At 41.2% G+C, this 14,195-nt stretch carries 13 protein-coding genes; 8 read left to right on the plus strand and 5 right to left on the minus strand.

What is annotated here, in order from left to right; all coding sequences use genetic code 11:
- Positions 1–253 precede the first annotated feature (253 nt).
- Complete coding sequence (locus UYI_RS0108800) at positions 254–1,267, plus strand: metal ABC transporter solute-binding protein, Zn/Mn family (protein WP_016866307.1); 1,014 nt, start codon at positions 254–256, stop codon at positions 1,265–1,267.
- A 312-nt stretch (positions 1,268–1,579) separates the two neighbouring features.
- Here UYI_RS0108800 and UYI_RS0108805 read toward each other — a convergent pair whose 3' ends face one another.
- A complete protein-coding gene (locus UYI_RS0108805) occupies positions 1,580–2,077 on the minus strand; it encodes a DUF427 domain-containing protein (RefSeq protein WP_026085833.1) in 498 nt (165 codons plus the stop codon).
- Positions 2,078–2,278: 201 nt separating this feature from the next.
- Positions 2,279–3,871 carry a hypothetical protein gene (locus UYI_RS0108810; RefSeq protein WP_016866309.1) on the minus strand — a complete coding sequence of 531 codons (1,593 nt, stop codon included), beginning with the start codon at positions 3,869–3,871 and terminating at the stop codon, positions 2,279–2,281.
- A gap of 359 nt (positions 3,872–4,230) precedes the next feature.
- On the opposite strand from UYI_RS0108810, the gene UYI_RS0108815 reads away from it, so the two are divergent.
- Complete coding sequence (locus UYI_RS0108815; protein ID WP_016866310.1) at positions 4,231–7,560, plus strand: alpha-mannosidase; 3,330 nt, start codon at positions 4,231–4,233, stop codon at positions 7,558–7,560.
- A gap of 131 nt (positions 7,561–7,691) precedes the next feature.
- Positions 7,692–8,441, plus strand: a complete 750-nt coding sequence (locus UYI_RS0108820) for an SDR family oxidoreductase (RefSeq protein WP_016866311.1) — start codon at positions 7,692–7,694, stop codon at positions 8,439–8,441.
- Positions 8,442–8,703: 262 nt separating this feature from the next.
- Here the strand turns inward: UYI_RS0108820 and psbN are convergent, their stop codons facing one another.
- Positions 8,704–8,835 (minus strand): photosystem II reaction center protein PsbN, encoded by a 132-nt coding sequence (gene psbN / locus UYI_RS34660; protein ID WP_016871838.1) that lies wholly within the window; start codon positions 8,833–8,835, stop codon positions 8,704–8,706.
- Between the two features lie 85 nt (positions 8,836–8,920).
- Between psbN and psbH the strand changes: the two genes are divergently transcribed.
- The 3 genes from psbH (at position 8,921) to pth (ending at position 10,343) form a co-directional block, all read left to right on the plus strand.
- Entirely contained in the window at positions 8,921–9,124 is a 204-nt protein-coding gene (gene psbH, locus UYI_RS0108825; protein ID WP_009459237.1) for a photosystem II reaction center phosphoprotein PsbH, read from the plus strand.
- A 240-nt stretch (positions 9,125–9,364) separates the two neighbouring features.
- Complete coding sequence (locus UYI_RS0108830) at positions 9,365–9,613, plus strand: TatA/E family twin arginine-targeting protein translocase (RefSeq protein WP_016866312.1); 249 nt, start codon at positions 9,365–9,367, stop codon at positions 9,611–9,613.
- Positions 9,614–9,692: 79 nt separating this feature from the next.
- The gene (pth, locus tag UYI_RS0108835) at positions 9,693–10,343 is read left to right on the plus strand and encodes an aminoacyl-tRNA hydrolase (protein ID WP_016866313.1); all 651 of its coding nucleotides are present in this window, start codon (positions 9,693–9,695) and stop codon (positions 10,341–10,343) included.
- Between the two features lie 323 nt (positions 10,344–10,666).
- On the opposite strand, the gene rpsU is transcribed toward pth, so the two are convergent.
- Together rpsU and rsmI are read right to left on the minus strand one after the other, a co-directional pair.
- Positions 10,667–10,846: a 30S ribosomal protein S21 gene (gene rpsU / locus UYI_RS0108840; RefSeq protein WP_009459242.1), complete on the minus strand. Its 180-nt coding sequence runs from the start codon at positions 10,844–10,846 to the stop codon at positions 10,667–10,669.
- A gap of 190 nt (positions 10,847–11,036) precedes the next feature.
- On the minus strand, positions 11,037–11,891 hold the full coding sequence (gene rsmI / locus UYI_RS0108845) for a 16S rRNA (cytidine(1402)-2'-O)-methyltransferase (protein ID WP_026085834.1): 855 nt from the start codon (positions 11,889–11,891) through the stop codon (positions 11,037–11,039).
- 144 nt (positions 11,892–12,035) lie between these two features.
- Here rsmI and UYI_RS0108850 point away from each other — a divergent pair, with 144 nt between their 5' ends.
- Positions 12,036–12,923: a sugar kinase gene (locus UYI_RS0108850; RefSeq protein ID WP_016866315.1), complete on the plus strand. Its 888-nt coding sequence runs from the start codon at positions 12,036–12,038 to the stop codon at positions 12,921–12,923.
- A 292-nt stretch (positions 12,924–13,215) separates the two neighbouring features.
- The gene (locus UYI_RS0108855; RefSeq protein ID WP_016866316.1) at positions 13,216–14,076 is read left to right on the plus strand and encodes a 3'(2'),5'-bisphosphate nucleotidase CysQ family protein; all 861 of its coding nucleotides are present in this window, start codon (positions 13,216–13,218) and stop codon (positions 14,074–14,076) included.
- Positions 14,077–14,195 lie beyond the last annotated feature (119 nt).

Below are 14,195 nucleotides of genomic sequence, written 5' to 3' on the forward strand. Positions count from 1 at the left end.
TCTTCACGAATAAATTAATTTTGCTGAACTACTTACAAGATATTGAGTCTAGGCGATCGCTCCACTAATGTCAGTTTTTGAAATTTGTTGTAAAAGCTTACAGTAATTTTAATTTGTTTAAATCACAATTATTTGTAGTGGCGAACAGCTGCTTGCCACTACAACAAAACTGTATATTAACTGTATATTATTAAGCTGATTACCTGAAAGTTCTGGTTTCAGGTCAGCAATGATAAACTGCCATTCAGCATGTATGTCAAGAAAATTGCTATTATCTCAATCTCTGCGTATTATCTTTGTTGCCTTCACTGTTGGAATTGTTGGGTGTAATTATGCTGGTAATTTAGTAGGCCCCTCTTCTCCAACTACTGTATCCTCAAGCGAATCAAACAACAATCTGCCCAAAGTTGTTGCTACTACTAGTGTACTTTGTGACCTAGTTAAACAAGTGGCAGAAAATACAATTAATCTGACTTGCTTGATTTCACCCGGTGTAGATCCAGATCGTTATCAACCAAAACCAGAAGATCGTCAAGCAATAGAACAAGCAAAAGTTATTTTTTTTAATGGATATAACTTTGAACCAAGTTTATTCAAATTAATTAAAGCTAGTAAAAACGGTGCAGCAAAAATAGCAGTTGCTCAACGTGCTGTTCCTAAAGCATTGAAATATCAAAAGAATGGTAAGTTAGTATCCAATCCTTATGTCTGGCACGATCCTAAAAATGGGATCAAGATGGCAGAGGTAATTAGCAGAAACTTAAGTAAAGCCATACCTGAAAATGCTACTTTATATGGAAGGAATACTCAAAAAATCAAAAAAGAATTAAATCAGTTAGATGTATGGATCAAGTTACGTATTGATAGTATTCCTGCTAATAATCGTAGACTAGTTACAACTAATAATGCTATGGCTTATTATGCTAAAGCCTACAATATTGCATCTATAAATGCTTTAGAAAGAATTAATCCTAATGCTAAGCCTACACCTATAAGAATTAAAGCTGTAGTTAGAGAAATTAGAAGATCAAAAGTGCCGACAATTTTTGTAGACAGTAGAACTAACTCTAATGTTATTGATACAGTTGCCAAACAGGCAAACGTAAAAGTTTCTGCAAGGCAACTTTTGACTGATAATTTGAATAAACCAGGTAACTATGGAGATACTTACCAAAAGTTGTTAACTGCTAATACCCGCACAATAGTTGAAGGATTGGGGGGAACATATCTGATATTTGAACCGCAAGCTTTTGCAAATAAAATTTAAGTTATACAATTTCACTTTTTTGATGATACAAATACATAAGTAAGGGCGTACAACTGTACGACCCTACAAAAAAAATTAGTATCTATCACTTGTAGTTATTAAAGTCAAATCGTGTGTTTTGGCTTTGCTTTATCACTACTTCACATTCAAGAAAGGAGTTTTCGGAAAGTTAAACAAGATTGGATTTGGCAAATTTTAGTAGTGCAAAGGGCGTATTCTCATACCATTTCACAAAAATCTTGATACAAATTCTCCTCCTTGTCTTCCTTGTCTCCCTGGCTGCCAAATTATCAAACTTATAGTGAAACGGTATCACCACCCCCAACTACCAGGAATACCTTTGAAAGGCCCAACAATATCACTTGTGATCCAGCCACCATAAAAATTACCTGGTTGTGGTTGTGCTTTTTCGCCATCTACATAACAAGCATCCATAAAATGCGCATAAAATGCTACATGATTTTTGAGGGATGCAAAAGCAGGTGTGGGATTTGGATAATACCAAGCAGCATTTTGTACTTCTTTTTCGCCTACCCTTACTGTGTAGTAACTTGCACTCCCTTTCCATTCACAAAAACTAGATTGTGGTGATGCAATTAAGTATTGCATTTTGATATCTTCTGGAGGAATGTAGTAGACAGGTGGATGACTAGTTTCTAAGACACGTTTGGCGTGGTGAGTGTCAGCGATCGCGACATTATTAAATATTATTTGAATATGCTTATTTGTTTCCTCAAGGCGAGGAGGACGGGGATAATCCCAGACTGATTCTTGTCCGGGGCCAGGTTCAATACGTTGGGGTTTAATCATTTTATTGGTTGGTTGTTGATTGTTGATTGTTGGTTGTTGATTGTTGATTGTTGGTTGTTGGTTGTTGGTTGTTGATTGTTGGTTGTTGGTTGTTGGTTGTTGGTTGTTGGTTGTTGGTTGTTGATTGTTGGTTGTTGGCTGTTTGAAGTTTTTCAATTAACAAACAACCAACAACAAAGAACAATATCTACTAACTAAAATTTATTTTCCACGCCATAGACGCTGTAATAATTGAAATATTCTCACAATCATTTCTTCTAGCCACAGCATAGCACCATCTAACCATGCCAAAATTTGCTCTAATGGATGTTTTTCATAACCAATGATTTTGGCTTTTGTTTCAATCCATTCTGGTTTTGCTTCCATTTCTGCAGTTTGGTAGTGTTGCTGCTGAGAAATAGAAAATGATGTTTTTGCTGCAACAGATATTGTTTGAGTAGAAGTGAGATTTGTAACTAAATTTTGTTTTTGTACTAATCTTCCTTGGGGTTGTAATGTAAAACTTCTCAAGCGATGAATTAGGTTGTGTAACGGATTATTTGCTGTTTGACTGCTAGGAAGAGCTGAGTGTGAAATTGGAGAATTGCTAATTATTTTCTTTGTATTGTTTGGATGATGAATAGATTTGCTTATGACTTGAACATCACCAAAGACATCACTCTCATTCAGCCACAAATCTACTAATTCTTCACTTTTTAACTTAGAAGTTTTCAGTAATTTATGGTGTGTATAGCATTGTTTTTTGTTTTGAGTGATTGGTAAAACTGGAGAAAGTTTATTTGTGGATATAGACTGATTTAATTTTTTACTCTGGTGGTCTCTAAAAAAGAAATTCAGTGCTGCCCAAATCAAATTTTGAATCTTTGATGTTGGATTTTCGAGATTCTTAAGAGTGGTTGTTGTTTGTTTACTAGCTACTATTTGCTCTTTTCCATAAATAAATATTTGTAACTGAGTTTGCAAGGCTTGGATAAGTTCACGGCTAGTATGAGAAATTGGCTCTAAAGCATTAGACTCTAATTTTGCAACAATTGCATCTAACAAAGCTAGCGATCGCTTCGCATTTAGTAAAGATAATTCTTCTGTATTTTGCTCTGTATTCCCAAATGGTAGTGCTGGTGTTTTGTTTTCACCATGACTACCAGTTAGCTTTGTCAGTAAGCAATTAATTTCACCGACTAGCTTTTTTTCTTCCTTATATTGGGATAAGCGCCATTGATGCCAATAATTAGCAATTTCTGTGATAATTCGATCTTCTAATTTGTGCTTTTGCTGAGGTGTTAATATATCCAAAATTTCATTTTTGGAACTGACGAGTACCAGTTGGCGATCGCATAGCTGGGAGGCAATTCCCCGGATGTTTGGTGATAGGTGGGGGGGTGTAGACGCGCTTTGCGCGCCTTCCCGGAGGGTGGAGTGTGAGGAGTAATGTAGAGACGCGCCATGGCGCGTCTGGGAGTGTGAGGGGTTGATGCTTAGACTCTCTACAACCTTTAGCACTCGCTGAATGGGGATATCGGCTACTGGTGGTGCTTCTGGTTGGAAATCGGTATAATTTGCCTGTAATTGTGGATTTTGTGTTGGCTGTCTACTGGTGTGTAGTTGTTTTCCAGCTGACTCTCGCGCTTTTTGAACCAGCATAAATACGGGGTAGACTAGTGCTTCTAAAGACCAACTAGCAGCAACCTGTAGATGACGAAAGGTGCGTCCTACTCCTTCACTCCAACGTCGAGATTGTTTGTGAACGAAGTTAAAAAGTCTGCTTTGATAGCGTTCAGAGAAAGCAGAAGGCATGGTAGTGAATTTAGTTGTTGGTTGTTGTTTGTTGGTTGTTGGTAATCCAAATGCTTCGCCTGTACAGTAGTTAGTAATTGACCACTAACTACTATTATCCATTAACCTTACAGGTAACATTACAAGAGAAATACATTATATTTACGCTATCAATAATAGAATAGCGAAAATATGACAGATACATTTTTGATGGTACAAGCCTCCAGATTTATCTGTGGAGTCAATCCGTCTTGAAAAGCTTTGAAGTTCCCTCCGGGACGTTGCTTTGTAGACGCCCGTAGGGCGGCTTCAAGGTAGAGTACGTCCCAAGCCCTAGCTCAAACTTTTCGCAAAATCCAAAATCCAAAATCTAAAATCGAATGACCTCTCCCGTATCGCCATCTAATACCAAAATTATCTTAGCGGCAATTGAGAAATTGCGCTCTTTTTGTCAAGCGAATATTCTCCCAGATTGGCGCTGTTTTGCAGGTGATTTGGCTGTGACTGATGTCAGTACATCTTCGTTGTCTGAGTGGGCATCTGTTCAAATCAATGCTATGGGAAATATTGCTTGGGCTGGGGGACAAAAAGTTTTGTGGTTAGCGCAGAAATTGGTGATTCCCCAAGATTTACAAGGTTATGCACTACAGGGGTTGTCTTTACGACTGGCGTTGGTTTGGTGGGCGAATTCTGCAAAAATTTATGTGAATGGTGAGTTAGTGGGTGAAGGAGATTTGTTTGATTGTTCGCCTCGGATTTTAGTTAGTCAAGCGGTAACGCCAGGGGAAGAATTTTTCATAGCTATACGTTTAGTGAGTCCGGGACATTGTGATGGGGCGTTGATGCGATCGCTTTTAATTTATGAATCCAATGATGAGCAGTGTCCTGATCCTGGTTTTGTGGCTGATGAGTTGGCTGTGACGCAGCGTTTTTTGGAAAGGTTTGCGCCTGAGAGGTTGGATAGTTTGGCGGCGGTGGTAGAAGAAGTAATGAACCGCAGAGGCGCAGAGGACACAGAGGAAGAGAGGGGAGGGGTTGAGAATTCTCTGGTGTCATTACGGGATAGTTTAATTCAATCCAAAATCCAAAATCCAAAATCCAAAATTTATTTGTTGGGTCATGCTCATTTGGATATGGCCTGGCTGTGGCGTGTAAGTGAAACTTGGGAGGCGGCGCAGAGTACTTTTGAGTCGGTTTTGCAGTTACAGGCAGATTTTTCGGAGTTAGTTTTTTGTCATTCGACGCCGGCTTTGTATGCTTGGGTGGAGGAAAATCGCCCGGATTTATTTAGGGCTATTCAAGAAAAAGTAGCGGCGGGAAGTTGGGAGGTTGTTGGTGGTTTTTGGGTGGAACCGGAATTAAATTTGATTGCTGGTGAATCGATTGTGCGGCAGTTACTGTATGGTCAGCGTTATGTGCAAGAAAAGTTTGGCAAGCTGGCGAGTGTAGTTTGGGTTCCTGATACTTTTGGTTTTTGCGCGAGTTTGCCGCAGTTTATGGGGCAAGGAGGAATTGAGTATTTTGTCACGCAGAAGTTACGTTGGAATGATACAACAAAGTTTCCTTACAGTGCGTTTTGGTGGCGTTCTCCGGATGGCAGTAAAATATTGAGTTTAATGTCTGCGCCTGTGGGTGAAGGTATCGATCCGGTGAAAATGGCTGATTATGCTATTGAATGGCAAACTCAAACTGGATTGACGGACTCGCTTTGGCTTCCTGGTGTCGGCGACCACGGCGGCGGCCCCACCCGTGATATGTTAGAAACTGCCCAACGCTGGCAAAAATCGCCTCTCTTCCCAGAGTTAGAATTTACGACTGCTGAAAAGTACCTCCAACACCTTCGATCAACTATTAATTCTCACACCCCTCCCACTCCTCACACCTCCCCACACTCCCCCCTCCCCACCTGGGATGACGAACTCTACCTCGAATTCCATCGCGGTTGCTATACTACCCACGGTGATCAAAAACGTTGGAATCGTCGTTGTGAGAATTTGTTGTACCAAGCGGAATTGTTTGCAGCGATCGCCACTATCAGATGCGGGGTAAGCTATCCAAAGGGGGAATTGGAAGCTGCTTGGAAGCAAGTTTTATTTAACCAGTTTCATGATATTTTGCCTGGTTCCTCTATTACTGAAGTTTATGAGGATGCCTTACCACAGTGGCAGGAAGTGGAAAAGGTTGGTACGGAAATATTGGAGGAGTCGTTGCGAGCGATCGCAGCTCAAATTTCTTTCCCAACACCGCCACAGTCGGATAGTTTACCTGTGGTTGTCTTCAATTCTCTGAACTGGCAGCGTTCTGAGGTCGTTACTGTTCCTTTACCCTCTACGACTGCACTTAATCAGGCATGGCAGATTTACGATAACTCTGGCAACCAAATTGTTTCCCAGTTAGGTGAAGCTTCTACACTGCTGTTTTTGGCTAGGGATATTCCGCCTGTTGGCTACCGTATTTTTTGGCTGTGTTCTTCTCTGCCTAAAAATGGACATAACTTAACCCAGTCTGATTATACCAATTTGGGTTTGCAAAAGCAAGAACAATTTTCCCGAGAAAGATTGACTTGGGAAAATGAATTTTTGCGAGTCATTATTGAGGAGCAAACTGGTAATTTATCTAGTGTTTTTGACAAGGTTAATAATAGAGAAGTTCTCAATCAAGCAGGTGGAAATCTATTACAAGCTTTTCAAGATATTGGTCAATATTGGGATGCATGGAATATTGATCCTAATTATGCCCAGCACCCTCTACCACCAGCTACTCTGAAATCTATCCAATGGCTAGAACAAGGGCCAGTACAACATCGCTTGCGTGTGGTGCAGCAACTTGGTGAATCAGAGTTTTGCTGTGAATACATTCTGTCAACAACTTCACCTATGCTGAAAATTGCCATGAAGGTAGATTGGCAACAAGAGCATGTATTGGTGAAAGCAGCCTTTCCTCTTAATCTTGAAGCGGACTTTGCTACTTACGAAATTCCCTGTGGTGCAATTCGTCGTCCAACCAAACCCCAAACCCCAGCAGAAAAGGCAAAATGGGAAGTCCCCGCTTTGCGTTGGGCAGATTTGACGGAAGAAATGGGGGACAAACCAGACAAGGGAGAACTTTTTACCAATCCCCAATCCAAAATCCAAAATCCTTACGGTGTAAGTTTACTAAATGACTGTAAGTACGGTTATGATGCTCAACCAAATCAACTACGGCTAACACTTTTAAGAAGTCCTAAATGGCCCGATCAGCAAGCAGATAGAGGTGTACATGAATTCACCTACGCTTTGTATCCCCATGCTGGTGATTGGAAATCAGCCCACACAGTCCGACGTGGGTATGAATTAAATGTACCTTTGCAAGTAATGGTGTGTCCGGTTAACTATCATAAATCATCCAATTTTTCCTTCTCGATTGAAGAAGATGGGTTAGGGGTGAGTTTCTTAAATTTATCAGCAGAAAATTTAATCTTAATGGCATTTAAACAAGCAGAAGATGACCCCCAAAAGTGGATTTTGCGTTGTTATGAATGTCACGGAGAAACAGCCGAGTCGTCTTTGCAGAATAATCTGGGACTGAGTTTTGAGGAATCTGTGGATTTGTTGGAGCGTCCTTTATCTACTTCTGAATTCTCATCTACAGCTATTGAGCAAAAATTTAATGTTCAACCCTGGAAAATTGTTAATTTGAAGTTGCAAGTGAGTGATTCTGTAACTGCTTGATTGCAACTCAATTTCTAGATTAGATGAATAGCGATCGCACAGTAAGTAAGAAACTAGCCAATTTTCTAGGGTTGGTGTCGTGGTAGATTTGCTAGTGTTGTAAAAATCCTAACCAAAAGGAGAGCAAATCAATGGTCAACGGCGAATCGAACGGCAAAGTTGCCTTGATTACAGGTGCAAACAAAGGACTCGGATTTGAAATGAGCCGCCAACTTGCACAACATGGATTAATGGTTCTGATTGCAGCCCGCAAACTGCAAGCCGCAGAAGAAGCTGCAACAACGCTCCAAAATGAAGGATTGCAAGCTCAAGCGATCGCACTTGATGTGAACGACAGCGCTCAAATTCAGGCAGCTGCTCAAGAAATTGGCGATCAGTTTGGCAAGCTGGATGTTTTGATCAATAATGCTGGGGTGATGCTTGATGGCGAATGGGCAATTAGTAATGCGAGTTCCGTTTCCATGGACACCCTTCGCAAGACCTTTGACACTAATTTTTTTGCCTTGGTTGAAGTGACTCAGGCATTATTGCCGTTGATTTTGAAGAGCCAAAGTGGTCGGATTGTCAATATGGCAAGTATTGAAGGGTCATTAGCGCTTCATGCTGATCCAAACTCTTTTATTTATGATTCCAAACCCTTTGCTTATAATGCGTCTAAAGCTGCTGTCAATTCCTTTACCGTTCATCTCGCCCATGCGTTACGGAATACACCTGTGAAGGTGAATAGCGCCCATCCCGGTTGGGTGAAAACCGAATTGGGAGGTGAAGGCGCAATGATGGACATTACCGAGGGAGCAAAAACAGGTGTGCAGTTAGCAACCCTTCCCGATGATGGTGTAAGTGGTGGCTTTTTCCATCTCGGTCAGCCTGTACCTTGGTAGGTGAAAAAAGATTGCTCCTAAACATCCCTTGAATTAGAAACTAACTACAAACTTGCATAAATTCATAGCGAATTTTAGCACCAAGACTCCGCGCTCCTCGGCGTTTACCTTTGCGTCCCTTTGCGTTTTAAATCGCTACGCTTTTACATAAAGCTGTAATAAGAAATAGGAAGTGACTAGTTATTAAAATTTTTAATAGTCTGTTGCCAGTAACCCCTAGTCACTCACCTCTAACCCCTAGTTTCTAGTCCCTATTTTTTGTCTAATCCTCATGGTCTTCAAAAGGATCGCTCAATTGCTTAGAAGGAGGGCCAAAAGCAGTATAGATAGATAGCGCCGTGATGACGATCACAATCGCGCCAACGGAAATGCTAAGAACTGTTGCGGGTTCCATCATAAAAGGATAGATTATGAGTGCTATTCTTATAGAATATTACAGAAGATTAAAAAATGCTTTGGCAACTATCTTAAGGTGAGATATGGCACAACGGACGCGGTTAGGAGATATCCTCAGACCCCTGAACTCTGAATATGGTAAAGTTGCCCCAGGTTGGGGTACTACTCCCCTGATGGCTGTTTTTATGGGCCTATTTTTCGTGTTTCTGCTGATTATTCTGCAACTCTATAACAAGTCAATAATTATCCAGGACGTTAGTGTGGATTGGCGGAGTTTAGGACGTTAATTGAGAAAGAAGTTTTACGCTTTTGTCAAAACGCTTCCCCACCCGGTCAATCCGGGTTTTTTTGTTAAGTTTGTTGTTAGTTGTTTGTTGTTAGTTGTTTGTTGTTGGTTGTTTGTTGTTGGTTATTCTTACAACCATGAACAACCAACAAAGAACTATCAACCACCAACCAGTAACTTATGTCTAAACTAAATTTATGGGTTTGTGTAGCAGTTTTTGAGTTGACAGGAGACAGGACGAATGAACGTATTTGGTATTGGTCTGCCGGAAATGGCTTTAATTATGATAGTGGCACTGTTAATATTTGGCCCGAAGAAATTGCCAGAAATTGGTCGGAGCATGGGAAAAGCAATTCGCGGTTTTCAAGATGCTTCTAAGGAATTTCAAAATGAGTTTCAAAAAGAAGCAGCTCAGATAGAAGCAGCTGTAAAAACTACTGCTGAACTGGAACCAAAGCAATTAGAAGCACCTAAAAAGGAAGAAGTGTGAAGTCAGTTATTAGTTACCAGTTATCAGTTATCAGTTTATAACTGTTTACTATTTGCTCATTTTACACTTCATACTTCAAATGACAGAAGCTACTGCCAAAACAACTTTGGTGATTCCCCAATTAATTGTTGGGTTGGGGAATCCAGAACCAAAGTATGATCAAACACGCCATAATATTGGTTTTGCCGCTTTGGATGTTCTATCCCGTTCTTGGCAGATTCCTCTGGCAGAAAATCGCAAATTTCAAGGTGAGTATGGTGAAGGTATTGCACCTACCAACGATAAAATTCGTCTGCTCAAACCACTCACTTATATGAATCGCTCCGGACAAGCTATACAAGCTGTCACTAATTGGTATAAATTACCGCCCGAATCTGTATTAGTTATTTATGATGAGATGGATTTGCCTCTTGGGAAAACTCGTCTGCGCTTGTCTGGTTCGGCTGGTGGACACAATGGTATGAAAAGCGCGATCGCACATTTGGGAACACAAAATTTTCCTCGCCTACGTATCGGTATTGGTAGACCTAAAGGTGCTAGTAATGGTGAAGAAAATACTGTGTCTTATGTGCTGGGAAAGTTTTCGGCAACCGAAACTCAGTTTGTCTCTGAGGTATTAAAGTTTGTCTGCGAATGCGTAGAATTATGCCTCAAGCAAGGAGTTGAAAAAGCAATGAATCGTTGTAATAGCAATGGTCTTGTCTATCCTGAGCCTGGGACTATCAAATAAGAATTACGTAAATAATGTTACTTATTTTTTACGTATTTGTCCACAACAAGACCGAAAATTTTTAATTAATTTTAAAAATATTCGACTGTGCTAAACACAGTCTTTTTCTGTCTTTTTTTATAATTAGGTTGATGGGCAGCAATTTAGCTTGCTCCATCTAACCATGATCGGACACTCGGCGCGCTCCGTAACTTGGCAAGGCAATTATTTTACACCCCTATTTGAGGGGTGGTTCTTCTTGCTTATTTTTTTTTCAAAATGATAACGGAGGCTCTGTAGCTGTTTTAACATTAATCTTGTCAAGCAACGTCAGTGCCGATTTTTTATTTAAAACGCCGCTTCCGTCTAGCAGCCACTGCTTTGCGTTTGCGCTTTTCTAATGGTGTTTCAAAATGCCGATGATACTTAACATCAGCTAAAATGCCAGCTTTAGAAACCTGACGCTTAAAGCGCCGCAGAGCTGACTCTATTCCTTCATTCTCTCCTAAAACCACCTGGGTCATTCTTTGTCCTCATTATCAGTTATGATCCATTGTAATGGGTATTGGGTATTGGGTATCAGGATAGGGTATTGGTCAATTGTCAATTGTCAATTGTTAGTAGTTAGTGGTTAGTTGTCATTTGTCATTTATCATTGGTCACTATTTATTCTCCTCACACTCCCCCCATCGTCCCCATTGCCCCATCTCCCTTCTAATCCCCAATCTCTATACTAAGAGCCAGTTGATAAAGTTGGCGGCGGGGTAGGGAAGTTACTTTTGCTAACTCTCTACTGGCTTGCGATCGCGACATTCCCTGAGTAATGAGTTTTGTTAACTCAGCTTTTAATTCTACTTCCGATAGCACTAGTTGGGTGGGTGGACTTCCTGCCACAACTAACGTGTATTCTCCTTGAGGTTCCTTATCACTACAATAAGCAAGCGCCTGTGCAAGGGTTCCCCGCCAGAATTCCTCATACAATTTAGTTAACTCTCGTGCCAACACAATTTGGCGATCGCTGCCAAAAATATCTGCTAAATCTTGTAAAGTCTCTGGTAAACGGTGGGGAGATTCGTAGAAAATTAATGTACGGGGTTCTGTCTTCAAAAATTCTAAATGTTCTCGTCGCCCTTGAGTTTTCGCTGGTAAAAATCCTTCAAACACAAACCGATCCGTTGGTAATCCTGCTGCACTCAATGCCGTGATTGCAGCATTCGCACCAGGAATTGGCACTACAGAAATTTCTGCTGCAACACACGCTTTCACTAATTCATAGCCAGGATCAGAAATACCTGGCATACCCGCATCTGTTACCAAAGCGATCGCTTTACCCTCACCCAACTGCTCTAATAATTCTGGAATACGACTGTTACGATTATGTTCGTGGTAGCTAATTTGTGGAGTCTTGATTTGAAAATGCTGTAGCAACTTACCCGTATGACGTGTGTCTTCCGCCGCAATCAGATCCACCGTTTGTAAAATTCGCACTCCCCGGAAAGTCATATCTTCCAGATTCCCAATTGGTGTAGCGACGATGTAAAGTATTCCTGGTTTTGGATCAGTTTGCATGAAAGGACTTTGTTGGTGGTTGGTGGTTGATGGTTGGTGGTTGATTGTTGATGGTTGATTGTTGATGCTTGGTGGTTGCTTGGAACAAACAACAAACACCTAACACCTAACACCTAACACCTAACAACCAACAACTAACAACTAATGAAAGGCTTATTTGTCGGTTTAGTAACCCTCGATCTAATTTACCTCGCCCAATCTCCCCCGAGAAACAATCAAAAAATAGTTGCTGCTGACTATACTGTTGCCGCTGGTGGCCCTGCTACCAATGCTGCTGTTGCTTTTAGCCATTTGTCTTGTAGAGACGCGCCACGGCGCGTCTCTAGGTTATTAGGTGTTGTAGGTTCTCACCCGATGACACAGTTAATTCGTGGAGACTTAGAAAAATATCAAGTAGAAATTACTGACCTTGATCCCGCTACAACCAATCCACCGCCAGTTTCTTCTATTATTGTTACCCAAGCCAGTGGCGAACGGGCAGTCATTTCCATCAATGCTGTCAAAACTCAAGCCAATAGCCAGGCTATCCCACCAGACATTTTACAAAATGTTGATATTGTCTTAATAGACGGACATCAAATGACAGTAGGGATAGAAATAGCCCAAACAGCAAAAGCAAATAATATCCCAGTAGTCATAGATGGTGGTAGCTGGAAACCTGGTTTTGATCAACTTTTACCTTTTGTAGATTACGCCATTTGTTCTGCCAATTTCCATCCTCCCAATTGCCAGACTCAGGAACAAGTCTTTACCTATCTCAGTGAATTTGGTATTCCTCACATCGCCATTACCCACGGTGAAAAACCGATTAAGTATCTCATACAGGAAACGGGTGCAAGTGGCTTTGTAGACGTGCCAAAAACTACTGCTGTTGATACACTGGGGGCCGGAGATATTTTCCATGGTGCTTTTTGTCATTACGTATTACGGGAAAATTTTCTTGATGCACTAGCATCAGCAGCAAAAATAGCTGCTTTTTCCTGTCAATTTTTTGGCACACGTCGTTGGATGAGAAGTCCGGGAAAAAGTTAAAGGAAACGAACACAGATGAACACCGTGCAAGGCGATGGATTATGGGTTGGCTGTTAAGTTAATCCCCAATTTTTATTTTCAAGACAGTCAATCATGGGAAAATCCCACGAACCTGGCTATGAAAATATCAATCTTCCTACACCCCTACACCCTTAAACCCCCACACCCATTTTCAAGCTAGCTATTCATGAACGTTGGTACACAACCTTGCCATGAAAATTATTACCCCTTCTGCCATCTGCCATCTGCCCTCTGCCTTCTTTTCAAACTAGTAGAATATAGGACAAAATTAATGCCAGACTTACAAAACATTCTCGAACTCACTCGTTCTGTTGGTTGGGGTGCAGCAGAGATACTGCAATCATACTACAATGGAACTCAAAAAAATCTCGACGTCCAGTATAAAGATAATGACCCTGTTACGGCTGCTGATTTAGCTGTCAATCACTATATTTTGGAGAAATTGCAAGCAGCTTTGGGTCATGAAGACTTTGCTTACATTAGTGAAGAAACTTATAAAGAAGAACAAGCCAAGCATCCAAGTTGTCAATGGTCATGGATCATTGATCCTCTAGATGGTACACGGGATTTTATCGAAAAAACTGGTGAGTATGCCATTCACCTTGCCCTAGTACAGGAACATCGTCCAGTGTTAGCTGTGGTCGCAGTTCCCGAGGCAGATAAATTGTACTATGCAACTAAAGGTGGCGGGGCATTTGTAGAAACTCGCGATCGCCAAACTACTCCCATAAAAGTATCATCACGAGAACGCATTGAAGATTTAACCCTCGTTGTCAGTCGTTCCCACCGCAACGATAGACTTGAATATTTGCTGCAACATCTACCTTGCCAAAATCAAAAAGCTGTTGGCAGTGTCGGCTGTAAAATTTCCACTATTGTTGAACAACAAGCAGATATTTATATTTCTCTTTCTGGTAAATCTGCACCCAAAGATTGGGATATGGCCGCACCTGAATTAATCCTAACAGAAGCTGGTGGTCAATTCACCCACTTCGATGGCAGACCATTACAATACAACACCGGAGATATTAATCAGTGGGGTGGTTTATTAGCTAGTAACGGTCAATTTCATGAAATACTTTGTCGGGAAGGAGAAAGGATTTTAGCAGAGTGGGATAGAGTCAAGAGTTAGGGTAATGGGGAGGTGGGGAGATGGGGGGCTAGGGGTCCCCACTTTGTGGGGTTGGGGGGCAATGGGGAGATGGAGAGTGTGTAGACGCAACAGCGGTGAGGGAGTCGCAGTCTTGGACG

This window comes from Fischerella muscicola PCC 7414 (genome assembly GCF_000317205.1).
Taxonomy (GTDB): Bacteria; Cyanobacteriota; Cyanobacteriia; order Cyanobacteriales; family Nostocaceae; genus Fischerella; species Fischerella muscicola.